This window comes from Priestia sp. TRN 1309, assembly GCF_050846875.1.
In the GTDB taxonomy this organism is placed as follows: Bacteria; Bacillota; Bacilli; order Bacillales; family Bacillaceae_H; genus Priestia; species Priestia zanthoxyli.
In genome coordinates this window covers 939,873-962,079 of the sequence record NZ_JBOZGM010000002.1, presented here as the reverse complement: position 1 = coordinate 962,079, position 22,207 = coordinate 939,873, and the positions used below count along the sequence as shown (strand labels likewise).

The 22,207-nt window shown below is 38.3% G+C and carries 23 protein-coding genes; 21 read left to right on the top strand and 2 right to left on the bottom strand.

The features are described 5' to 3' along the window. Window positions 1-56: 56 nt before the first annotated feature. From ACRPLQ_RS12215 to ACRPLQ_RS12160, 12 genes are all read left to right on the top strand, one after another. The gene (locus tag ACRPLQ_RS12215; protein WP_430078472.1) at window positions 57-221 is read left to right on the top strand and encodes a DUF2292 domain-containing protein; all 165 of its coding nucleotides are present in this window, start codon (window positions 57-59) and stop codon (window positions 219-221) included. A 347-nt stretch (window positions 222-568) separates the two neighbouring features. Further along, window positions 569-721 (top strand): Fur-regulated basic protein FbpA, encoded by a 153-nt coding sequence (locus tag ACRPLQ_RS12210; protein ID WP_013056825.1) that lies wholly within the window; start codon window positions 569-571, stop codon window positions 719-721. A gap of 252 nt (window positions 722-973) precedes the next feature. Further along, window positions 974-2,038 carry a sulfate ABC transporter substrate-binding protein gene (locus tag ACRPLQ_RS12205; protein WP_432236020.1) on the top strand — a complete coding sequence of 355 codons (1,065 nt, stop codon included), beginning with the start codon at window positions 974-976 and terminating at the stop codon, window positions 2,036-2,038. Window positions 2,039-2,132: 94 nt separating this feature from the next. Next, window positions 2,133-2,969, top strand: a complete 837-nt coding sequence (gene cysT, locus ACRPLQ_RS12200; RefSeq protein WP_033578840.1) for a sulfate ABC transporter permease subunit CysT — start codon at window positions 2,133-2,135, stop codon at window positions 2,967-2,969. 12 nt (window positions 2,970-2,981) lie between these two features. After that, entirely contained in the window at window positions 2,982-3,848 is an 867-nt protein-coding gene (cysW, locus tag ACRPLQ_RS12195; RefSeq protein WP_328141496.1) for a sulfate ABC transporter permease subunit CysW, read from the top strand. Window positions 3,849-3,867: 19 nt separating this feature from the next. Continuing rightward, a complete protein-coding gene (locus ACRPLQ_RS12190) occupies window positions 3,868-4,941 on the top strand; it encodes a sulfate/molybdate ABC transporter ATP-binding protein (RefSeq protein ID WP_033578842.1) in 1,074 nt (357 codons plus the stop codon). A gap of 108 nt (window positions 4,942-5,049) precedes the next feature. Beyond that, window positions 5,050-6,045 (top strand): ketoacyl-ACP synthase III, encoded by a 996-nt coding sequence (locus tag ACRPLQ_RS12185; protein ID WP_098626795.1) that lies wholly within the window; start codon window positions 5,050-5,052, stop codon window positions 6,043-6,045. An 83-nt stretch (window positions 6,046-6,128) separates the two neighbouring features. Further along, window positions 6,129-6,797 carry a response regulator transcription factor gene (locus ACRPLQ_RS12180; RefSeq protein ID WP_028413539.1) on the top strand — a complete coding sequence of 223 codons (669 nt, stop codon included), beginning with the start codon at window positions 6,129-6,131 and terminating at the stop codon, window positions 6,795-6,797. After that, window positions 6,794-8,158, top strand: a complete 1,365-nt coding sequence (locus ACRPLQ_RS12175) for a HAMP domain-containing sensor histidine kinase (RefSeq protein ID WP_028413538.1) — start codon at window positions 6,794-6,796, stop codon at window positions 8,156-8,158. Before ACRPLQ_RS12180 ends, ACRPLQ_RS12175 begins: the two co-directional genes overlap by 4 nt. A gap of 85 nt (window positions 8,159-8,243) precedes the next feature. Next, window positions 8,244-9,179, top strand: coding sequence for an ATP-binding cassette domain-containing protein (locus ACRPLQ_RS12170; RefSeq protein ID WP_432236019.1), 936 nt, complete (start codon window positions 8,244-8,246; stop codon window positions 9,177-9,179). Then, window positions 9,154-9,861 (top strand): ABC transporter permease, encoded by a 708-nt coding sequence (locus tag ACRPLQ_RS12165; protein ID WP_430078459.1) that lies wholly within the window; start codon window positions 9,154-9,156, stop codon window positions 9,859-9,861. Before ACRPLQ_RS12170 ends, ACRPLQ_RS12165 begins: the two co-directional genes overlap by 26 nt. Further along, on the top strand, window positions 9,862-10,596 hold the full coding sequence (locus ACRPLQ_RS12160) for an ABC transporter permease (RefSeq protein ID WP_328141493.1): 735 nt from the start codon (window positions 9,862-9,864) through the stop codon (window positions 10,594-10,596). It begins immediately after the preceding gene. A 31-nt stretch (window positions 10,597-10,627) separates the two neighbouring features. Here ACRPLQ_RS12160 and ACRPLQ_RS12155 read toward each other — a convergent pair whose 3' ends face one another. After that, a complete protein-coding gene (locus tag ACRPLQ_RS12155; protein WP_028413534.1) occupies window positions 10,628-11,467 on the bottom strand; it encodes a YitT family protein in 840 nt (279 codons plus the stop codon). A gap of 248 nt (window positions 11,468-11,715) precedes the next feature. On the opposite strand from ACRPLQ_RS12155, the gene ACRPLQ_RS12150 reads away from it, so the two are divergent. The 9 genes from ACRPLQ_RS12150 (at window position 11,716) to ACRPLQ_RS12110 (ending at window position 20,824) form a co-directional block, all read left to right on the top strand. Beyond that, window positions 11,716-12,069 carry a YolD-like family protein gene (locus ACRPLQ_RS12150; protein WP_033578844.1) on the top strand — a complete coding sequence of 118 codons (354 nt, stop codon included), beginning with the start codon at window positions 11,716-11,718 and terminating at the stop codon, window positions 12,067-12,069. 121 nt (window positions 12,070-12,190) lie between these two features. Next, a complete protein-coding gene (locus tag ACRPLQ_RS12145; RefSeq protein ID WP_013056833.1) occupies window positions 12,191-12,331 on the top strand; it encodes a hypothetical protein in 141 nt (46 codons plus the stop codon). A 382-nt stretch (window positions 12,332-12,713) separates the two neighbouring features. After that, on the top strand, window positions 12,714-13,466 hold the full coding sequence (locus tag ACRPLQ_RS12140; RefSeq protein WP_028413532.1) for a DeoR/GlpR family DNA-binding transcription regulator: 753 nt from the start codon (window positions 12,714-12,716) through the stop codon (window positions 13,464-13,466). Then, complete coding sequence (gene pfkB, locus ACRPLQ_RS12135; protein ID WP_028413531.1) at window positions 13,463-14,377, top strand: 1-phosphofructokinase; 915 nt, start codon at window positions 13,463-13,465, stop codon at window positions 14,375-14,377. Before ACRPLQ_RS12140 ends, pfkB begins: the two co-directional genes overlap by 4 nt. A gap of 12 nt (window positions 14,378-14,389) precedes the next feature. Then, on the top strand, window positions 14,390-16,261 hold the full coding sequence (locus ACRPLQ_RS12130) for a PTS fructose transporter subunit IIABC (protein ID WP_028413530.1): 1,872 nt from the start codon (window positions 14,390-14,392) through the stop codon (window positions 16,259-16,261). 195 nt (window positions 16,262-16,456) lie between these two features. Then, window positions 16,457-17,839 (top strand): aspartate kinase, encoded by a 1,383-nt coding sequence (locus tag ACRPLQ_RS12125; RefSeq protein ID WP_028413529.1) that lies wholly within the window; start codon window positions 16,457-16,459, stop codon window positions 17,837-17,839. A gap of 116 nt (window positions 17,840-17,955) precedes the next feature. Further along, window positions 17,956-18,441: a YusW family protein gene (locus ACRPLQ_RS12120; RefSeq protein ID WP_028413528.1), complete on the top strand. Its 486-nt coding sequence runs from the start codon at window positions 17,956-17,958 to the stop codon at window positions 18,439-18,441. A gap of 188 nt (window positions 18,442-18,629) precedes the next feature. Continuing rightward, the gene (locus tag ACRPLQ_RS12115) at window positions 18,630-19,220 is read left to right on the top strand and encodes a superoxide dismutase family protein (protein WP_432236018.1); all 591 of its coding nucleotides are present in this window, start codon (window positions 18,630-18,632) and stop codon (window positions 19,218-19,220) included. 116 nt (window positions 19,221-19,336) lie between these two features. Next, window positions 19,337-20,824, top strand: coding sequence for a phytoene desaturase family protein (locus tag ACRPLQ_RS12110; RefSeq protein WP_182028886.1), 1,488 nt, complete (start codon window positions 19,337-19,339; stop codon window positions 20,822-20,824). Between the two features lie 74 nt (window positions 20,825-20,898). Here the strand turns inward: ACRPLQ_RS12110 and ACRPLQ_RS12105 are convergent, their stop codons facing one another. Further along, window positions 20,899-22,131, bottom strand: a complete 1,233-nt coding sequence (locus ACRPLQ_RS12105) for a helix-turn-helix domain-containing protein (RefSeq protein ID WP_028413525.1) — start codon at window positions 22,129-22,131, stop codon at window positions 20,899-20,901. Window positions 22,132-22,207 lie beyond the last annotated feature (76 nt).

Genomic DNA, 22,207 nt, shown 5'->3' with positions numbered 1-22,207 from the left:
TGTTTATTCAACTGCAACTAAAATATAAATTTATCTATGAATAGGAGAATGATAAAATGGCTTCAATTACACAAGAAAGATTAGATTATATTGTTAAATTACTAACTGAAATCAACTATGGATCTGTACTAATTACTCTTCACGACGGACAAATTACTCAAGTGGACAGCACGGAAAAAAACCGCTTTTTAGCTAAAAGCAAAGTAGCAAGCCACAAATAAGCTTATTTCAATACGTATTTAGAGAAACTGAAGGGCCTGTCTAGATAGCGAACGCTTGACGGCGGGGCAAGCAAGTACTGTATTAAATATAGAAAACGTGCGCATTCGAAGAAGAATTGACTTTCTTTTCGGTCGAAGATTTAGAATTTTTCGAATTAAAATTGAGTTATAGGTTGTATGAGTATGACGATGAAAAGTGTAAAGCTGCTAAAGCAGCAGCTTTATACGTTTTAAAATTATGAAGATCTGACAGTTTCATTCCTGTGCTGATCGGATTACCGAAGGCTTCTGACCTGTGTTAGGAGTCTTTTTTTTATTCTTAAATTAATATAATAGGAGGAGAAAAGATGGAAAATTTATTACGAGCAGCGGTGCGCCAAAGAAAACAATACCTCATTGAAGAGTTACTGAAAAAAGGGATTTATAAAAAAGAAAATCATCATCTTTTTGAACTCACACTCTCTGACTTAGAAAAAGAGTATCAGGCACGCAGTAAGTAAGGAAAATACGTAAAAAGAACTAAAATAAGTGTAAAAAAGATTCAAAACCTAGTTGACTAATGGGTAAAGTGTGTTTATTATAAAAACAAGAATAAATTGTCTTTTCAGAAAGTATCTTCTTTTTATTCTTACGAATAAATTTAATAAGAATAATTTAAGAGCACATACGCTGATCAGACTAACTGAAGGCTGCTTCTCTTTTTAAAGAGATAGCGGCCTTTTTGTATTTTTTTATAAAAAGGGGAGTAAAACATGAAGAAAAAAGCAGTTCAGTTTTTAATGGTGCTGACAGCACTGCTCGTGGTGCTAGCAGGTTGCGGCAATGGAAAATCTACTGAAACAGCAGGGAAAGATAGTTCTGCGAGTAAAAACGATTCAAAAAAACCAGTAGAACTTTTAAACGTTTCATATGATCCTACACGTGAGCTTTATCAGGAGTTCAATAAGAGCTTTGCGTCTTATTGGAAAGATAAAACAGGGCAAGACGTCACTATTCAGCAATCACACGGTGGCTCTGGTAAGCAAGGCCGAGCAGTTATTGACGGTTTAGAAGCGGATGTAGTAACGCTGGCGCTTGCTTACGATATTGATGAAATCGCTCAAACTCGTCAATTATTAAACAAAGACTGGGAAAAAGAATTGGCTCATAATTCTACACCATACACATCAACGATTGTTTTTTTAGTTCGTAAAGGAAATCCAAAAGGAATTAAAGATTGGGATGATTTAACGAAAAAAGGTACATCTGTTATTACGCCAAATCCAAAAACTTCTGGAGGCGCGCGCTGGAATTATTTAGCTGCATGGGCATATGCGAAGGATAAATATAACGGCGATAACAAAAAGATTGAAGACTTCATGAGTAAGCTTTATGGAAATGTCGAAGTGTTAGACTCAGGCGCACGCGGAGCTACCACTACCTTTGTAGAGCGAGGCATTGGAGACGTGTTAATTGCATGGGAAAACGAAGCTTACTTATCGTTAAATGAGCTAGGAAAAGATAAATTTGAAATTGTAACACCGTCATTAAGTATTTTAGCAGAGCCACCTGTTGCTGTAGTAGATAAAGTAGCTGAAAAGAAAGGCACGACAAAGGTAGCAAAAGCATACTTAAAATACCTATATACAGAAAAAGGTCAGGAAATCGCAGCGGAAAACTACTATCGTCCTCGAAATAAAAAAGTATTAGAGAAACACAAAGATCAATTCCCTTCGCTTAACCTAATCACTATTAAAGATTTTGGCGGCTGGAAAAAAGCTCAAGAAACGCATTTTAATGATGGGGGAACATTCGATCAGATTTATCAGCCAAAGTAATATGATTCATTAAAAAAGTAGAACGAGGAAGATACGAATGGTGATTCGTATCTTCCGTGTACATGTATCTTGAAAGCAGAGAGAGGTGTAAGACGTGAGCGTGTTACAACGACAGAAAAAAAAGAAAAGCATCTTACCTGGATTTGGGCTTTCTTTAGGTTTTACGATGTTTTATGCAAGTATCCTTGTGCTTTTTCCGTTAGCTATGATTTTTTTAAATACGGCATCTATGGGATGGAGCGACTTTATTAAAACTGTTACAGAACCTAGAGTAGTAGCGTCGTATAAATTAAGTTTTGGAGCAGCATTTGCAGCCGGCATCATTAATGTTATTTTTGGAACCATTATTGCGTGGGTATTAGTGAGGTATCATTTTCCTGGAAAGAGGTTTATTGACGGACTTGTGGATTTGCCGTTTGCCTTGCCAACGGCTGTTGCCGGCATTGCCTTGACCACTCTTTACGTTCCGAAAGGATGGATTGGTCAATTATTTACGTTTAAAATCGCATTTACGCCTATCGGAATTATTATCGCTCTTACGTTTATCGGTCTGCCGTTTGTCGTCCGAATGGTGCAGCCGGTATTGCAAAACTTTAATGCAGAGATCGAAGAAGCATCTGCTAGTTTAGGAGCCAGCCGAATGCAAACGTTCAGAAAAGTTATTTTTCCGGAGCTGGTGCCGGCTGTTTTAACAGGTTTTTCTCTTTCATTCGCAAGAGCGCTTGGAGAATATGGGTCCGTTGTTTTTATTGCTGGAAATATGCCGATGAAAACTGAAATTACGCCGCTTATTATTATGACAAAACTCGAGCAGTACGATTATGCGGGAGCTACTGCTATTGCATCAGTCATGCTCGTTGTATCATTTTTTCTGTTATTACTTATTAATATTATTCAATGGTGGACAAATCGTAAATTTATACATAGTTAAGGAGGGATGACATTGGCAGGACATGTTCCAATGCAGCACGCAAAAACGACTGTTGAAATCACTCATTCTAGTTTAAAAGAGCCCAAAGTCGTCCGATGGCTGCTTACATTTATTGCACTGGCTTTTTTAGCTCTATTCTTAGTACTTCCGCTTATCACGATTTTTATAACAGCCTTTCAAAGAGGGTGGGAAACATATCTCGCTGCGATTACAAATCCAGATGCCCTGGCTGCTATTAAACTAACGTTAATCGTTGTGCTGATTACCGTTCCGTTAAATGCCGTTTTTGGCGTGGTAGCTGCATGGTTAATTACGAAGTTTGATTTTAAAGGAAAGAATATTTTAATTACGCTTATTGATTTACCATTTGCCGTTTCGCCTGTTATTGCTGGATTGATTTTTATTTTATTATTTGGTGCACAAGGGTTGTTCGGAGAATGGCTGTTTAATCACGACATCAAAATTGTCTTTGCTATTCCCGGTATTATATTAGCTACCCTTTTTGTAACGCTTCCGTTTGTTGCCAAAGAATTGATTCCACTCATGCAAGCTCAAGGGTCAGCCGAAGAAGAGGCATCGTTAACGTTAGGAGCCAGCGGTTTCAAAACTTTTTTTCTAGTGACATTACCTAATATTAAATGGGGCTTATTATATGGAATCATTTTATGTAATGCGAGGGCGATTGGAGAGTTTGGAGCTGTTTCCGTTGTGTCGGGGCACATTCGAGGAATGACAAATACGATGCCTCTTCATATTGAAATTCTCTACAATGAATATCAATTTGCAGCAGCGTTTGCGGTAGCATCTTTAATGTCAGTTTTAGCTATATTTACATTAATTGTAAAAAATATTATTGAGTGGAAAGCCAAACATATTTAAAAAGGAAGGAGCTTATGAGATGAGTATCCATATTAAGCACGTATCAAAGAACTTTGGTGATTTTAAAGCGCTGGATTCTATTAACATTGATATTCAAACGGGTGAATTAGTAGCTTTACTCGGTCCGTCCGGTTCTGGAAAAACATCTTTGCTTCGCATCATTGCCGGTCTTGAACATCTTGACCAAGGAGCTATTTTATTTGATGGAAAGGAAATTACGCACGTAAATCCAAAAGAGCGGAATGTAGGGTTTGTTTTTCAACACTATGCTTTGTTCAGGCATATGACTGTGTTTGATAACATTGCGTATGGTTTAAAAGTACGACCTAAAAAAACAAGACCTTCTAAAATGGACATTAACAAGAAAGTAACCGAGCTGCTGCAGCTTGTGAAACTAGAGCCGCTTGCAAATCGCTATCCTTCTCAATTATCGGGAGGACAGCGCCAGCGAGTAGCGCTTGCTCGAGCGTTAGCAGTGGAACCGAAAGTACTGCTATTAGATGAACCTTTTGGCGCTTTGGATGCGAAAGTTCGTAAAGATTTACGCAGATGGCTGCGTAAATTGCATAATGACTTTCATATTACGAGTATATTCGTTACGCATGATCAAGAAGAAGCTTTAGATGTAGCTGATCGTATTGTTGTAATGAACAACGGGAAAATTGAGCAGATTGGAAGTCCTGAGGAAGTATATGATCATCCTAACAGTCCATTTGTGTACGATTTTTTAGGAAACGTCAATTTATTTAAGGGTCGCATTCATAAAGGCAGGCTAAAACAAGGAAGCTTTGAAATGGATGTTCCAGAATTTAGCGGAAGAAATGAAGAAGCAGCTGTTGGATATGTGCGACCTCATGATATTCACCTTGAAAAAGTAAAAACAAGCGCAGATGCCGTTTCTGCAACCGTTAGCCATATTCATGTGATAGGACCTATCGTGCAAATTGAATTAAAAAGAGAAGATGCAGAAGAATTTTTAGAAGCTGAATTAAGCAAAGAGCATTATAAAACACTCAGCCTTCAAGTAGGAGAGCAGGTGTATGTAAAGCCTAAGCAGCTAAAAGTATTTATTCCAGAAGATTATTCTATTTGATAAAAAGCGTGAAGGGTATACCTTTGCGCTTTTTATCTATTAATAAATTAGTACCAGATATTAAAAGTAGGTGTTATAATTAAGTATCAACTGATTTGAGGTGGAGAAATGATGCAATCAAAAGCTAGAATCACAGGAATGGGGATATATACACCAAAGCAAAAATTAACGAACGACCATTTAAAAGAAATGGTTGATACAAGTGACGAATGGATTGTACAGCGCACGGGAATGAAAGAACGGCGAATTGCTGGTGAAGGCGAATACACGTCTACGCTTGCCATTCGAGCAGTTGAAAATTTGCTCAACCGATATGCTGTAGAAATAGAAGATGTAGATGCAATTATTGTTTCGACAACAACACCGGATCACTTTTTTCCTAGCGTAGCATGTCAGGTTCAAGATTACTTTCATATTGATCAAGCTGCTGCATTTGATTTAAGTGCCGCATGCGCCGGTTTTACATATGGACTTCACGTGGCGAACGGCTTAGTGACGTCCGGATTGCATAAAAAGATTTTAGTTATTGGTGCTGAAGTCATGTCGAAAATTACAGATTATACGGACCGGGCCACCTGCGTGCTGTTCGGTGACGGAGCGGGAGCTATGCTTGTAGAATACGATGAGCATAATCCAAGTTTCTTAGGATGTCACTACGGAACGGACGGAAGCGGAGGGGTGAATTTATATCGTTCTAATTTATCTGATACTCTTTCAGGAAAAGAAATTAACGCGAGCGGAAATTTAGTTCAAAATGGGCGTGAAGTATACCGCTTTGCTGTCCGAACGATTCCAAAAGGAGTAGGAGCATTGTTAAAGGGTACTTCCATTTCTCTTTCTGATGTAAATTGGTTTATTCCGCACAGTGCAAACCTTCGGATGATTGAAGCTATTTGTGCTAAAACAGGTGTTTCAATGGATAAAACGTTAACGAGTGTACAATACTGCGGAAATACATCTTCAGCTTCTATTCCACTTGCCTTGAACGAAGGAATAATGACAGGAAAAGTACGGGATAATGACCTTCTTATTCTCTATGGGTTTGGAGGAGGATTAACGCATTGCGGTTTGTTAATTAAATGGACGTGTAAAGAAAAAAGCTAAAAGGCATCGCCTTTTAGCTTTTTAGGCTTTTATCGTTAACAAGAATTCGATAAAATGGAAAAAGAAGTAAAGGGGGTGTGCGCATGAATCACGTTTTATACATTGAAGACAATGAAGAAATTGGATTAATGATTCAAAATGAGCTTAAAAAGCAAAACTATGAAGTTACTTGGTTACAATCAGGAGATATCGCCAGTCAGTTTATTAAACAAACGGATATTGTCATTCTAGATGTAATGCTGCCTGGGTTAGATGGATTTACAGTGGGAAAAAAGCTTAAAAAACTAGCACCTGATGTCCCGATTTTAATGCTTTCAGCTCGTACAGCCCTAGAAGATAAGATCATGGGGCTAGAGTTTGCCGATGACTATGTCACAAAGCCGTTTCATCCAGAAGAGCTGCTTGCAAGGCTCGAAGTATTGTTAAGGAGATTTTCAAGAAAGAAAGAAGAGCTTATTGTAAAACATTTGCATATTTCGATGATAGACTATCGCGTGATGAACAGAGAGACAAGTGAAGAAATTAGTTTAACAGGTAAGCAATTTCATATTTTTACTTATTTCCTTCAGCATTTAAATCAAATTTTAACAAAAGAACAAATTTATGAAGGAGTATGGAAAGAGCGTTATATAGAAGGAGATAAAACATTAATGGTACATATTCGCTATTTACGAGAAAAATTGGAGAAAAATGCAGCTAAGCCTGAAATTATTGAAACAATACGAGGGATTGGGTACAGGGTAAAGCAATGAACGTTACACAGTCTCTTATCACGAAGTATATCTTAATTATGCTTTCAGCTGTACTAATTATACCGGTATCATTTTTTGCAGGCTCATGGCTGATCACCGTCCCTTTTATGCATATTCAAGGATTATTAAATGAAGAGTATAAAGGAAAAAGCTACTACGAACAAATGTGGAATGAAGAAGCCCGAAAGCTAGAAGGAGCAAATGAGAAAACAATTAATCAAAAGCTAAAATTATTAAAAGAAAAATACCCTGAAGCTTCAATGTTCTGGGTAAACGAAGATGGACAAACACAGCTTCCGCTTCCTTATCATGCAGCCCTTCCGAAGCAATGGTCATCGTCTTATACGGCTGAATTTATAAAAAAACGATACGGAAACAATCCGTATACGGTTATTACCTTTATTGGGACAGATAAAAAGCAAGGTTTTATGGTCATTGAAGTGCCAGAAAAAGCCGTTGAGCCTCCTATTCAAAGGCTAGACCCAGCCTACTATAATATTTATTTAGGATTTGTTTTTATTATTGTGCTTTCTTTTATTGTACTTTCTCTGTTCTTTTTTCTTCGAATTCGAAAAAGGCTGCGAGTGTTACAAGCTGCTATGAACAACAAAGGCGAGCGAGGAATTCCTTTACCTGTTGTATCTGAGTCCACGGATGAAATTGGTCAGCTAGAACAATCCTTTAATCAAATGGTTAAACAGCTTCATGAAAGCCGGTATCGAGAGAAGCAAGAAGAACAGCTGCGGCAAGACTTAATTATGAGTCTATCGCATGACTTACGAACACCGCTCACGACTGTTCGAACGCATATTTATCAGCTAAAAAACGAAGAAATGGCCTTGAACATTCAACAATCTCTTGAGGTAATTGATACAAAAGTAGAATTTGTTAGTGATTTAATAGATAATTTATTTTCCTATACGCTGCTGTTAAATGGAAAATATCCATATCGGGAAGAGGAAGTTGATATGGCTCGATTTCTTAGAAAAAGCATTGCGCAATGGTATCCATTATTTGAAGAAGAGAATATGGAAGTGGATATTCAACTGCCTTCTCAGTCCATATATTGGCGCGGAGATGTTCAGTGGTTAGAAAGAATAATAGATAATTTATGTCAAAATGTCATTCGTCATGCCAAAGAAGGTAACTTTATTAGTTTTCGTCTTGTTCAAGAGCATGATTTATCTTCTCTCACCATTTCTGATAAAGGGTCAGGCTTTAAAAAGAATAGCCATACGAAGCAAAACGGTGTAGGTCTAGCGATTGTGGATGCGATGATTAAAGAAATGGAGTTAACGTGGTCAATTCATTCTACAAAACATGGAACGGATATTCAAATTGTGTACAAAGCGAGTGATTAATTCACTCGCTTTTTTAAACGAATTTTAACCTTTCTTTTCCGTCCTCTTAACTTTGGCTGTTTATAGTAAAGGAGAGGTGATAAAAGTGGAAATTGTTAAAACGACTCAGCTGATAAAAGTATTTAAAGGAGCAGAAGCTGTAAATGAAGTGAATTTATCCATTAAAGAAGGAGAAATCTACGGGTTTTTAGGGCCTAATGGAGCAGGGAAGACGACAACGATCCGAATGTTGCTCGGGCTAATGAAGCCAACGAGCGGGGAAATTGAGCTGTTTGGAGAAAGAATAAAAAATCACAGGCAGCATATTCAAGCCTTAAAAAAGATAGGTTCACTTGTAGAGAGCCCTTCCCATTATGCGCATTTAACTGCAAGAGAAAATTTAGAGGTACTTCGTAAAATACTAGGTGTATCTAAAAACAGAGTGGATGAAGTACTAAATATTGTAAAATTAACAAAAGAAGCAAATCGCCCAGTCAAAGGCTTTTCTCTTGGAATGAAACAGCGGCTTGGTATTGCTTCTGCACTCCTTGGAAATCCTCGTTTATTAATCTTAGACGAACCAACCAACGGACTGGATCCTGCAGGAATTCAAGAAATTCGTTCATTAATTAAAGAAATGCCAGGGGAAAACGGAGTTACCGTATTGATTTCAAGTCATTTACTCTATGAAATCGACCATTTAGCGATTCAAGTAGGTATTATTACAAAAGGAAAGATGCTATTTAATGGCTCGATTGAATCGCTTCGCAAAAAAGCTAAGCATCAAGTGGCATTTACAACAGGAGAGATAGAAAAGGCTAAAACAATACTATTAGCAAACGGGTTTGTACCTACTATCGATAAACATAGTCTTCTTTTAGATTATATTGATCATGAGCAAGTGGCACATCTTGTTTATCAGCTTGTGCAAGAAAATGTCTCAATCTACCGAGTTGAAGAAAAATCGAAATCATTAGAAGATATCTTTTTAAAGCTGACAAGCGAGGAGAATAGATATGTTCACAAAAATACTGCAGGCTGAGTGTATGAAATTAAAAAGAAAATGGCTCTGGTTTTTATTATTTTTAGGTCCAGCAGGTGTAATAGGCTTAACACTGGTAGATTACAGCGTTCGATATGAATATTTAATTCAGCAAAATCCAAATGTGTGGGAAGGTCTTTTTCATGAAATAAACATTACGCTTCCTACAGCTTTTTTACTGGGAGGAACAATTCTTGCTTCAAATATAGCGCATGTTGAATATCACAGAAGCTCCTGGAAGCAGCTGCTGAGCTTACCAGTAAGCCGCCTAAGTGTTTATACGGCAAAATTTATAGTAGTTATGGCTATGTTACTCATCGCTTCTGCTTTTCTATTGATTGGTATAGTCGGGCTAGGGTGGTGGTTGGGATTTGGTCTTCCCCCTTCTTGGAAAACTCTTTTTGTTTATAACTTCTATCCGTTCTTTTCAGCCATCCCGTTTGTAGCTATTCAAATATGGTTGTCCATGCTTTTCAAAAATCAAAGCCGTTCTCTTGCACTAGGTATTATGATGAGTGTGACAATGAGTGGTATGGGAGAGTTGCCAAGCTGGTTTATTTGGCAATGGCCGATGCTAGTATTTTCTGATTACCGGAATACGTATATGATAACAGGTGCAATTATTGGTATTTTCTTATATGGTGCAGGCGCCTTTCACTTTATCAGAAAGGATGTGGCGTAAATGTTGTGGCAATTATGTAAGGTAGAATGGTTTAAATTGTTGAAAACAAAAGCCTGGATATATCTTTTTATTAGTCCAATTCTTATCGCTGCTATCCTTTTTGTGGGAGATCCGGCGCTGCCAAATGGGAAAATGAAATGGCTTATGGCAAGTGCTTTCATTGCCAATGTTCACGGCTTATTGCTTTTTCCGTTAATTGGCGGTTTAGTAACTTCATTCGTTTGTCGATACGAACACGAAGCAGGAGGATGGAAGCAATTATTATCTCTTCCTGTGACAAGGACATCGGTATACGGAGCAAAATTGATTACAGCAGCAGCTTTCATGGGGATTCTTCAAGTGCTTGTATTTGTTGTTTTATTAGGAGTTAGCATGTTGAAAGACTATCCGAGTACTATTCCATTAAAAATGATAGCTGGAAATATGCTAGGCGGCTGGATTGCAGTGTTGCCAATTCTTGCATTTATGTTAGCTGTGTCGATGGCACTTTCTAGCTTTGGAGCATCTTTAACAGTTAACGTCATTTTAACACTACCGAATTTATTCGTTGTTAATTCTGAAAGATTTGGTCCCTGGTACCCATGGACTCAGCCGATGTATGGAATGTTAGGTGTAACGGGAAGGGAGTCATGGGATTTGATGCTGACTACACAGACTTTCTTAGTGGTTATCATAAGCAGCTTTCTTCTTTTTGTAGCAGCAGGTTCACTGTATTTCCAGCGCAAACATATATAATAGAAAAAACCCGCTTTTTTACAGCGGGTTTTTAGCTGGCTTTTGGAATAGTAAAACCTACTCCAAAGACGTCTCGCACATCGTGGACAACCACAAAAGCCTGTTCATCGACTTTATGAATAATGCGCTTTAACTCTAATAGTTCTTGTTTGTTCACAACTACGTACAATACGTCTTTTGCTTCTTTTGTATAGCTTCCATGAGCAGAAAAGACAGTGACGCCTCGCTGCATCTTTTTGTTAACTTGTTCGGCTACTTCAGCTGAACGGTGTGAAATAATGGTGATTGCTTTGCGGGGGTTGAGTCCTTCAATAATATAATCCAGCACCTTTGTTCCGATATAAAGAGAAATAACCGTGTACATCGTCTTTTCTCCACCGATGACAAAATAGGCGCTTGCTACAACTAATAAATCAATTGCTAGCATCGTTTTGCTAATATTCCAGTCTAGATATTGATTAGCTAAGCGGGCGATAACTGCCGAGCCTCCGGAAGTTCCGCCACCTCTAAACACAAGCCCGAGTCCTACACCGGCTAAAATACCAGCAAAAATAGCCCCCAGTAGCGTATCGTCAAGAGGATTTCCCAGTCCTTCAGTTATATGTAGGAATAGAGATGTGAAAATAATACATATAATTGTGTAAGCAATCACACGTTTGTGAAGCAATTTGTATCCGATCAGTACCAGCAAACCGTTTAATATAAAGTTTGTGATACCAGGAGACCAGCCTAGTACATAATAGGTAATCATTGTTACACCGGTTACGCCGCCTTCTGCTAATTCATTTGGAATAGCAAAATAATTAATGGCCAGTGCGAAAATGAGGCTTCCTAGAATAATGAGGATAATTTCTTTTATTTTATTGATCATGAACGTTACCTCCAATCATCAAAAACTCCGAAAACACAGTCATGACAATGTATTATACCAACTCTAGAGGCTGAATTAAAGATGGGATATTATTATTTTTTAAAAAATCAATTTCTGCTATCAACATAAAATCTTTTGACAGTTTTTATGGAGTATGAAAAAATGAATTGTTTGCTTTTATTTTGATTAAAAAGTTTTGCAATGAGAATGTTCGTTCGGTAAAATAGAAGCAAGAGTCAAGGGGGAGAATGAACGTGTATCAAGATGAATTAAAACAGTATGCGAAGTTAGTAATGCCTGAGCATTTAGAGAAAATGAAGAAAATGTACAGTCCCGAGGCGCATAAGCAGTCTTTAGGGTTGAAAAAAGAAAAGATTGAGCATATTGAAAATGTCATTATGAACAGTTACTCGGAGCATCATCCAGTAACCCTTCACGTCTATGAAGCAGGACATATTCAAAGATATGAACGAGTGACAATCGATAAAGTTTCTCTGCAGTCGAATACGCTGATGGTGACAGGGCCTTGTTATACATATTCGATTCGAGCGGATGCAGTAATTGAAGCAGATGTATGGAAAGATGAAAGCTACTCTAGCTAAGAGTAGCTTTTTTGTTGAATTTGTATCTTTTTTTTAACGCTTGCATACAATACATAAAAGCATATTCTGCGAGTAGTCACTTTTAGCTACTAGGAAATTTTGATTAAAGAAGGGATATTGTATGCAAAATGAAAAAACTCAAGTAAGAGAAATTGAATTAACGCAGTTCATTAAGAAAAGACTCGTTCGTTTTATCTCAAGTTTGGCTATTTCTTCTGCCCTTGCTTCTATATTATATATGCTTCTGTTTTTATTTAAATGATGGGTCACTTTGAGTTGTCCAAAAAGGTGGACAACTTTTTTGATGTATAGGCTCTCATTAAAACAGGATAAGCTAAACATAATTCAGTCAAGAGAAATTAAATCGGTCAAGAAATAGTCAAAAACAGTCAAAGTTAATTAGTTGCAAGAAAACCTTTACATATAATGAGAAAAGTAGACAAATTCTTGAATTACCAGCTTATTTCCTTTTGTATAAACTATTATCAAAACAAATGCAAATCTAATTGTTCGTTCAAAAAACTTTATTTTGTAATTAAAAAAATGAATGTTTTTGATTTTTTATGATTGATTTTGAATGTAAACCGTGATAAAGTAAGTACATGAAATAAATGAAAACGCTTTTTTGAAAAAGGAGCTAGAACATGTTAACGCCGGAGAGACATCAACTAATCTTAAAACTTTTAAAAGAGAAAGAACTTGTAAAAGTGCAAGAGTTTATCGAAGTTACAGGCGCTTCGGAATCCACAATTAGAAGAGACTTAAGTCAACTAGAAGAAGAGCAAATGCTCAAACGTGTTCACGGTGGCGCTTCGCTTATTCGCAGTAAACGAATCGAACTGAGCGTTATCGAAAAATCTGCTAAAAATATTCAAGATAAACGAAACATTGCAGAGTATGCGGCTTCCATTATAAATGAAGGTGACTGTATTTTTTTAGATGCAGGAACTACAACGTATGAAATGATTCCTTTTTTGAAGCAAAAAGATGTAGTTGTCGTGACAAATGGTTTAATGCATTTAAACCCGATGTTAGAACAAGGTATCACCCTCTATTTAATTGGAGGATCTGTTAAACATAAAACGGGCGCTTTAATTGGCAATGGAGCTCTTTTAAGTCTTGAGCAGTATCGTTTTGATAAGTGCTTTATGGGAGCGAATGGGATTCATCATCAATATGGATATACAACTCCTGATCCAGAAGAAGCATTGATCAAGCAAACGGCAATGAAGCTTTCTAGAGAATCTTATATTTTATCAGATTCTACTAAGTTTTTTGAAACAAGTTTTGCGAAAATAGCCGATTTACATGAAGCAAAAATTATAACAAATGACGTACCTAGTGATGTACTTATACAGTATGCAAACAAAACAGACATAAAGGTTGTGAAATCATGATTTATACATGTACGTTGAACCCATCCGTTGATTACGTAGTACATGTTTCAGCATTCGAAGAAGGCGGACTTAATCGCACAACGAATGAAGCCAAGTTTCCAGGAGGGAAAGGCATTAACGTCTCTCGCGTTTTAAAGCGATTAGATGTTGATAATAAAGCTCTCGGTTTTGTAGCCGGCTTTACAGGAACCTATATCGAAGACTACTTAAAAGCGGAGAATATTGAAACAGCTTTTACAAGAGTTGATGGAGATACCCGCATTAACGTAAAGTTAAAAACGGAAAAAGAAACAGAAATTAACGGTCAAGGACCTGCTATTACAGACGAAGCGCTTCAGTCTTTATTGACTCAAGTAAAGCAAATGACTGAAGGCGATATCTTCGTATTAGCAGGAAGTATACCGAAAACGCTTCCGAGTTCTGTGTATGAAACGTTAACGGAACTAGCAGCAGCGAACGGAGTAAAAGTAGTAGTAGATGCAAGTGGAAAAACCTTGCTAGACGTCGTGTCTCACAAGCCGTTTTTTATCAAACCAAATCATCATGAACTTGCAGAATTGTTTGATGTAGAAGTAAACAGTGCAGAAGATGCGCTAGTATACGGTAAAAAGCTTGTGGAACAAGGAGCGCAAAACGTCGTTGTATCCATGGCAGGCGATGGAGCACTTCTTATTAACGAAAGCGGTGTCTACAGTGCCACAGTCCCTAAAGGAACAGTGAAAAATTCTGTTGGAGCTGGCGATTCACTTGTAGCTGGATTTATTGCTTCTTATGTAAAGCAAGGGGATTTATTAGAAGCCTTTCAAACAGGAGTTGCTTCAGGAAGTGCCACAGCATTCTCACTTGAATTATGTACAGCAGAAGATGTAAAGACGCTTCGTGAACAAGTGTCAATCACAAAGGTAGAGTAGGGGGAACCGAGAATGAGAATTACAGAACTATTAAAAAAAGATACAATCATTCTTGATTTAAAAAGCACGTCAAAAGCTGATGTTATTGATGAGTTAGTTGGAAAATTAGACGAAGCTGGTCGCTTAAGCGACCGAGCTGGCTATAAAGAAGCAATTTTAAATCGTGAATCTCAAAGTACAACGGGAATTGGGGAAGGCATTGCCATTCCGCATGCAAAAACAAGCTCGGTAAAAACACCGGCCATTGCATTTGGACGCTCAACAGAAGGTATTGATTATGAATCATTAGACGGACAGCCTGCACATTTATTCTTCATGATTGCAGCGAGTGAAGGCGCGAATAATGCTCACTTAGAAACATTATCTCGTTTGTCTACGTTATTAATGGACGAATCGTTCCGAAAAACGTTGCTAACAGCATCATCAATTGATGAAGTCATTAAAGCAATTGATGATAAAGAAACTGAAAATGAAGCGCCGGAAGAAGAAGTGGATACAGCTTCAGATCAATTAGTGCTTGCTGTAACGGCTTGTCCAACGGGAATTGCCCACACGTATATGGCAGCGGATAGCCTAAAAGCAAAAGCGAAAGACATGAACGTGACGCTCAAAGTTGAAACAAATGGTTCCAGCGGTGTTAAAAACGCGTTAACGAAGGAAGAAATTGAAAACGCTACCGCTATTATTGTTGCAGCGGACAAGCAAGTAGAAATGGAACGTTTTGCAGGTAAAAAAGTTATTCAAGTTCCAGTAGCTGAAGGAATTCGTAAGCCCGAAGAATTAATTAACCGCGCGTTAAAAGGAGACGCTCCTGTATACAGCGGCGGCGGTGGCAGCAAAGAAGGCGGAGAAAGTAAAGGATCAGAGCGTACAGGGTTTTACAAACACCTAATGAGCGGTGTATCAGCAATGCTTCCGTTTGTTGTAGGGGGCGGGATCTTAATCGCCATTTCATTTATGTTTGGTATTCACTCAGCAGAACCGAAAGATCCAACGTACAATGCGTTTGCAGCGGCGCTAAAAACAATTGGCGGAGATAATGCATTCTTTTTACTAGTACCGGTACTAGCAGGGTTCATTGCAATGAGTATTGCTGATCGTCCTGGTTTAGCTCCTGGTATGGTTGCAGGTCTTTTAGCAGCTTCTGGCGGAGGCGGTTTCTTAGGTGGTTTAATCGCTGGTTTCTTAGCGGGTTATGTAGTAGTGGGATTAAAGAAATTGTTCAGCGTCCTGCCGCAAGCTCTTGATGGAATTAAGCCAGTTCTTCTTTATCCGCTATTTGGGATTTTTATCTCAGGATTGATTATGCTTTATGTTGTAAATGAGCCAGTTAGTGCAATTAACAAAGGGTTAACGCACTGGTTAAGTGGATTTGGCACGGGTAACTTAGTATTATTAGGTATTATCTTAGGCGGTATGATGGCTATTGATATGGGTGGTCCTATTAATAAGGCAGCCTTTACATTTGGTATCGCAATGATTGATGCTGGAAACTATGCTCCACACGCAGCGATTATGGCAGGCGGTATGGTTCCGCCACTAGGTATGGCTATTGCGACAACTTTGTTCAAAAACAAATTTACTCGCCAAGAGCGTGAAACAGGTAAAACGTGTTATGTAATGGGTCTTTCATTTATCACAGAAGGTGCGATTCCATTCGCAGCAGCTGACCCAGGCCGTGTTATTCCCGCATCGGTTATCGGTGCTGCAGTAGCAGGTGCTTTAACAATGATGTTCCACATCGGTTTACCAGCACCACACGGCGGTGTATTCGTTATCGGAATTGTACAAGGAAATCCTCTTTTATATGCACTAGCAATTTTAATTGGTGCCATTGTGACAGCGGTCCTTGTAGGTGTATTAAAAAAACCAAAAGCAGAATAACACAAAAAGACTGATTTTACATCATGTAAAATCAGTCTTTTTGTGTTTTTGTGGTAGACATTTGTTCTTTATGAGAGTACAATTACGGTAGTATTCCTTTAATTTTTAGAAAAGTTAGATAGATAAGCTTTTCTACTTGATAAAATATGGTACAATAATCGAATATTAAAAACAAAGTAAGGAAGTGTCTCAAACATGAAGGTTGCGAAGTTTGGCGGGAGTTCAGTTGCAAGCGCAGAGAAATTTAAACAGGTTGCGCATATTGTAACGTCTGATAAAGAGAGAAAGCTGGTAGTTGTATCAGCTCCGGGCAAGCGATACGGAGAAGATACAAAAATGACAGATTTGTTAATCGCACTTTCTGCCAAAATACAGCTTGGAGAAGATTACGTCGATGAGTTTGGGCAAGTAATCGATCGCTATCGTGAAATTGTGGTTGACTTGTCTATGCCAGAAACGATTATTACTGATATTATTGCGAATTTACAATCACTTATTGATTTACATAAAAACGATCCGTTTCGCTTATTAGATTGTCTCAAAGCAAGTGGAGAAGATAATAACGCAAAGGTAATGGCTGCTTATTTAAACCATTTAGGGTTTGAAGCTCATTATGTAAATCCAAAAGAAGCAGGTATTTTTGTTTCTGATGAACCAGGAAGAGCAAGAGTGCTTCCGCTGTCTTATGAAAAACTGCCGCAGCTAAGAGAGCGTTCGGGCATTTTGGTGATTCCAGGATTTTTTGGCTACTCTGAAGAAGGGAACATGGTTACGTTCTCGCGCGGTGGGTCAGATATTACAGGTTCAATTGTAGCAGCAGGAGTAAAAGCTGACTTGTATGAAAACTTTACTGACGTAGATGCTATTTACAGCGTAGATCCAAGACTTGTGGAAAAGCCTCATGAAATGAAAGAAGTCACATACAGAGAAATGCGTGAACTATCCTATGCAGGTTTTTCTGTCTTCCATGATGAAGCGCTAGAGCCGGTTTATAAACTAGGCATTCCTGTATGTGTAAAGAATACAAATAATCCTGAAGCAAAAGGTACATTCATTGTAGCTGAGCGCCCTCACGGCGATACGCCAGTAGTTGGAATCGCTGGGGACAAAGGTTTTTGCAATATTCATGTGAGCAAATACTTATTAAACCGTGAAATTGGTTTTGGCAGAAGATTGCTTGAAATTTTAGAAGATGAAGGTATTTCATACGAACATACTCCTTCAGGAATTGATAATATCTCTGTCATCATGCGCGAGCATCAGCTTACGCCAGATGTGGAAAAACGCGTATTTGCTCGAATTGAAAAAGAACTTGAAGTAGATGAAATCTTTATTGAACGTGATCTTGCTATGGTTATGGTAGTAGGAGAGGGAATGAATAGCACAGTAGGAATTGCTGCGAAAGCTACAGAAGCTTTTGCTCGTGCTGAAGTGAATCTTGAAATGATTAACCAAGGTTCTTCTGAGGTAAGCATGATGTTTGGTGTGAAAGCAGACGCTTTAGACCGTGCTGTTCAAGCTCTTTATAATACGTATTTTAACAGCATGTACAGTATTTCTTATTCTAATGTAAAATAAACAAGACGAAAAACCCCGCTTTCTTTTTAGAGAGCGGGGTTTTCTAGTGAAGGCGTATATAAATTGAATTTGTGGACATAAAGGGAAAGAAGAGTGAAGTCGAAGGAGGAAATACAGTGAAGAAAAGACCCTTTTTCATATTCTTTTCCCTTATAGGTATGAGCGTACTTTCAGCATGTCACAATGATGATGCAGCACCCGCGAGAGAAGCTCAAAATAAACAAGGCGTGACAAATGGCGGAACGCCGATGAGCTATGATAATCAAAGTGAAAACACATCTTTTAACTTTTCAAAATTTGATTTAGAAGTAGACTACAAGGGACTTAATAATGATTATGAAGCTGACTATGAAAATGAAAACGATGAGATAGAAGCCAAAGTGGATGATAATATTAACGATGAGCACTTGAACGGAGACAAAGCGTTTAATAAATTATCTTCAACATTTAAAAAGTTAAATTTTGATCAGCGCACCCCCGATGAAGATGTAAAAAAGGAAGTAATCGATGCGTTTGGCCTAAAAAAAGATTTTCAGTCGTTTGAATTAGAAGTTCGTTTTTCAAACGGAACGGAAAAAGAATACAACTTTAAACAAAAGTAAGACGTTAAAACAAAGTATTTTAGTTGAAGGAAAATCCGAACGATGAATTGAGGTTCTTTATTAAGAATCCAACTCGTTCGGATTTTTTCTTTGGTAAGGTGAACGTATGTCTCAATCTTATTTTTGATGTCTAAAAAAAGGAAAATAGTGAAAGGATGGTGATAAATAAGCAAAAGGAGGAATCACGGATGCAAAAGTTGATAATGAACGGATGCGTAGTCTTTGTTCTGTTATTGTTAGGAGCATGCAGCATGGTAAAAGAGCAAAATAACGCTCATGAAAACCACCTGAAAACCGAGGAAGCGAAAGAAACGAGCGAGGTATCGGTAGGACCTGTTAAAGTAGATTTAACGAATACGTCAGGCAAAAAAGTAGGAGAGGCTACGCTGACAGAAGCAAAGAACGGTGTGCAAATTAAATTAACTGCTCAAGGTCTTTCACCCGGGAGACATGGATTTCATATTCATGAAATAGGAAAATGTGAGGTGCCGGATTTCAAAACATCAGGGGCCCATTTTAATCCTTTTAAACGTGAACACGGCTTTAAAAATACAAAAGGCCCGCATGCGGGTGACTTGCCCAACTTAGAAGTTGCGCCAAATGGAAAAGTAGATACCGAAATTTTTGCTTCTCTTGTGACGTTGCAAGAAGGAAAGCCGAATTCTCTTATAGATATGGATGGGTCGGCATTAGTGATACATGATAAAGTAGACGATTACACAACAGATCCTTCAGGAAACTCAGGAGATCGAATTGTTTGTGGAGTGATTACGAAATAAGCCAAAAAGCTGTGAGATCATTCACAGCTTTTTTATTGCCGTAACGAGCCGCTTCTAAATTGCGGTGAGCTTCTTTTTTTTGCACAATAGAAGAAAGAGTTAAAGAAGGTGAAAACATGCATAAGCAAGTTGTTGTAATAGGTGGAGGAATAGGTGGGTTAACAGCGGGAGCGCTTTTAGCTAAACATGGCTATGAAGTGACGGTTTTAGAAGCTTCTCGAGAGTGGGGAGGCTGTGCCGGGAAATTCCAGCGCCATCTCTATACATTTCCTGTCGGAGCGACGCTTGGAATGGGATTTGAGCGCGGAGGGATCCATGAGCGAATCAGCACATACCTGGGCCTAGAAATTGAAAAGATTTCTCTTGAGAAAATCATGAAAGTTCATCTTCCACATCGTACACTAATTTATTATCAAGACCGGTATCAGCATATTTCGTATCTTCAAAAACAATTTCCTCATAAAGCGAAGAATATTAGGAGCTTCTATGAAAGTATTTTTAGAGTTGCAAAAGAAATTCGCAAGCTCATGCGGCCGCTGCCGGTTCTTCCTCCTCTCACAATCGGTGAGTGGAGTAGGCTGGTAAGTTCGTTAAATCTTGGGTCTGTGAAGTTATTACCTTATTTTCATCGATCGTTTAGTCATTTACTAAAAAAACACAGGTTGCTAGACGAAACGGACTTTATTCATTTTATTGATGGTCAATTAATAGACAGCATGCAGACAACGAGTGAGAACTGTTCAATGCTTATCGGATGTCTAGCGTTGGATATTTATCACGAAGGAGCTTTCTATGTGAACGGTGGCTTATACAAAGTCGCAGAAGCCCTGCAAAAATCTATTAAAGCCAACGGAGGAAAAACGACTCTAGGAAGGAAAGTAGTAAAGATAGAGCGTGATAACGACGAGTGGATCGTGCATGATCATAGAGGTAACCGCTACCGCGCTTCAGACGTTGTATGCAACGCGCCAATTCAAAGCTTAAAGTCTTTACTGCATGATGAAGATTACCAACATATCCATAAGAGGGCCAAAGAAAAAAGCGAGCTTCCGCAGTGGGGAACGTTTTCGATGTATGTTGCGATTGATGAAAGAGATCTTCCGCAGAAGGTAGAGTTGTTTCAGCAAGTGCTTCAATCCGAACAAGGCGAGATGACGGAAGGAAATCATTTATTTATCTCCGTGTCTCATCCTGACGATCGTTTTCGTGCGCCGGAAGGCAAACGTACAATTACAGCATCTACTCACATTGAGCTTAGCAAGTGGAGTAACAAGGAAACCTATGATGTTCAAAAACAAGTTCTTGAGAAAAAAATGATAGCAGGAATTAAAACCATCATTCCTAACATTGAAGAAGCAGAGCATCAAATTTCAGGAGCTCCTAAAGCATGGGAAAGGTTCACTTCTCGCCCAAACGGCGGAGTGGGTGGCTTTCCGCAAACGTTAGATCATGCTTTGTTCAACAGCATTTCGCATCGATCTGGCTTACAAGGGCTGTGGTTATGCGGAGATACAGTGTTTCCGGGAGCGGGAACTATAGGCGTATCGGTAAGCGGCTATCATGCTTTTCAAAGTATAACGTCTCATCAGCATAGGTTACCTTAACGTTTCGTCCGGACAAACTACTAGTGCTTATACCATCAAAAAACACCGGCCCTATTATCATAGGGCCGGTGTTTTCAGGAGAGAAACAGCTTCCACCACTTCCGTTTTCGCTTCATATCAGCAGCGGCGGTTTGTCTAAAGGTTTGGACAAAATCACTAAACATTTCTTCGCGTTCAGCTACGCTTTGACGATGAAGCTTACGCTCTTTCTCCATTTCTTTCAAATAATAGACTCGTTCTTCATTCATCGAATCAATTAAATCACGAAGCTCTTCTGTCGTATTAGTTGAAGAATTATTTAATTTTTCAACCATAAATTTTACTTGATTCATTGCAACGGTAGAATTGCTTGAGAATCGGTCTAATAAATACTGCATTTCTTTAGAGGATTCATCCGCATTCTCCATGACATCTTTCATGAACAGGCGCATATCCTCTGTTTTTTCTTCCGCAATTGTTGAATAATCTTCAATCAAAGAAGTGACTTCATCAAACGATTTTTCGTTAGAACGGATAATTTTTTTAGACATATTTTCTACATCTCTTGCGCTGCGTTCTGAAGACTCAGAGATATATGCCCCGACCGACTCCACCATTTCTACAGTTTGAGTAGCACTTTTTTCAAGCTCTTTTTTTACTTCTCCGACAATTTCTTCCCGAACTTCATTTCGCATTCCTTCTCGCATTTCTTTTAACAAATCAGCTTTAAACGTATCAAGTACTTCAAACACATCTTCATAGCGGCGAACAGCTTCTACTAGTTCCCCTTGAAGCAGCTCTTTTTCATTCACGACAAGGTCGTTTGGTTTTGGTTCTTCAATAGAAGCAGAAATAGCCTGCTTTTCTTCTTCAGTAGCTAATCGTGCTTCAGGTATAGGAGGGGTCTTCTCTTGCTTATTCTCTGAAATGCTTTCCTGCTTTTCAGCAGCTTTTTTCTTTTCTTGCTTCATTTGTTTATTGGAGTGTTCTTGAAAATCAATGACGTTTTCTTTTTTAGCAGTTTTCAACTTTGCTGGTTCTTCTTCTTTTGAAACCGCTGCCTCTGATTCCATCACTAAATGCTCCTGCTCTTCTTGTTCCTTTATTAGCAGCTGAACGTATTCTTTGACTTCATCTAACGTACATTGTTCATCAAACAGCTGTTTAATATCATTAAATAATTCAATTTGTTCCTCTGTATAGACACGGGCCCCATCTACTCGTTCAATTGTTAAATAGCTGCCCAATAATTTTTCCCATTGTTTTAACGTTTTCTTTTCTACCTCTAATTGATCACTTACTTTTTTAATTGTATACGTCTCCATCATTTTTCATTTCCTCCCTTATCTATTTTCATCCAACTATGTAATGGATTATTTGTTGTATGTTGTATTCACCATATCT

What these genes read in the sequence shown, in the direction of transcription:
- ACRPLQ_RS12145 (WP_013056833.1), top strand. Translation starts at nt 12,191, where the DNA reads ATGCAAAATGAAAAAACTCAAGTAAGAGAAATTGAATTAACGCAGTTC.
- ACRPLQ_RS12165 (WP_430078459.1), top strand. Translation starts at nt 9,154, where the DNA reads ATGTTCACAAAAATACTGCAGGCTGAGTGTATGAAATTAAAAAGAAAA.
- ACRPLQ_RS12175 (WP_028413538.1), top strand. Translation starts at nt 6,794, where the DNA reads ATGAACGTTACACAGTCTCTTATCACGAAGTATATCTTAATTATGCTT.
- ACRPLQ_RS12180 (WP_028413539.1), top strand. Translation starts at nt 6,129, where the DNA reads ATGAATCACGTTTTATACATTGAAGACAATGAAGAAATTGGATTAATG.
- ACRPLQ_RS12140 (WP_028413532.1), top strand. Translation starts at nt 12,714, where the DNA reads ATGTTAACGCCGGAGAGACATCAACTAATCTTAAAACTTTTAAAAGAG.
- ACRPLQ_RS12150 (WP_033578844.1), top strand. Translation starts at nt 11,716, where the DNA reads ATGAACGTGTATCAAGATGAATTAAAACAGTATGCGAAGTTAGTAATG.
- ACRPLQ_RS12215 (WP_430078472.1), top strand. Translation starts at nt 57, where the DNA reads ATGGCTTCAATTACACAAGAAAGATTAGATTATATTGTTAAATTACTA.
- ACRPLQ_RS12125 (WP_028413529.1), top strand. Translation starts at nt 16,457, where the DNA reads ATGAAGGTTGCGAAGTTTGGCGGGAGTTCAGTTGCAAGCGCAGAGAAA.
- ACRPLQ_RS12115 (WP_432236018.1), top strand. Translation starts at nt 18,630, where the DNA reads ATGCAAAAGTTGATAATGAACGGATGCGTAGTCTTTGTTCTGTTATTG.
- ACRPLQ_RS12105 (WP_028413525.1), bottom strand. Translation starts at nt 22,131, where the DNA reads ATGATGGAGACGTATACAATTAAAAAAGTAAGTGATCAATTAGAGGTA.
- pfkB (WP_028413531.1), top strand. Translation starts at nt 13,463, where the DNA reads ATGATTTATACATGTACGTTGAACCCATCCGTTGATTACGTAGTACAT.
- ACRPLQ_RS12185 (WP_098626795.1), top strand. Translation starts at nt 5,050, where the DNA reads ATGATGCAATCAAAAGCTAGAATCACAGGAATGGGGATATATACACCA.
- ACRPLQ_RS12210 (WP_013056825.1), top strand. Translation starts at nt 569, where the DNA reads ATGGAAAATTTATTACGAGCAGCGGTGCGCCAAAGAAAACAATACCTC.
- ACRPLQ_RS12190 (WP_033578842.1), top strand. Translation starts at nt 3,868, where the DNA reads ATGAGTATCCATATTAAGCACGTATCAAAGAACTTTGGTGATTTTAAA.
- ACRPLQ_RS12160 (WP_328141493.1), top strand. Translation starts at nt 9,862, where the DNA reads ATGTTGTGGCAATTATGTAAGGTAGAATGGTTTAAATTGTTGAAAACA.
- ACRPLQ_RS12155 (WP_028413534.1), bottom strand. Translation starts at nt 11,467, where the DNA reads ATGATCAATAAAATAAAAGAAATTATCCTCATTATTCTAGGAAGCCTC.
- ACRPLQ_RS12130 (WP_028413530.1), top strand. Translation starts at nt 14,390, where the DNA reads ATGAGAATTACAGAACTATTAAAAAAAGATACAATCATTCTTGATTTA.
- ACRPLQ_RS12110 (WP_182028886.1), top strand. Translation starts at nt 19,337, where the DNA reads ATGCATAAGCAAGTTGTTGTAATAGGTGGAGGAATAGGTGGGTTAACA.
- ACRPLQ_RS12205 (WP_432236020.1), top strand. Translation starts at nt 974, where the DNA reads ATGAAGAAAAAAGCAGTTCAGTTTTTAATGGTGCTGACAGCACTGCTC.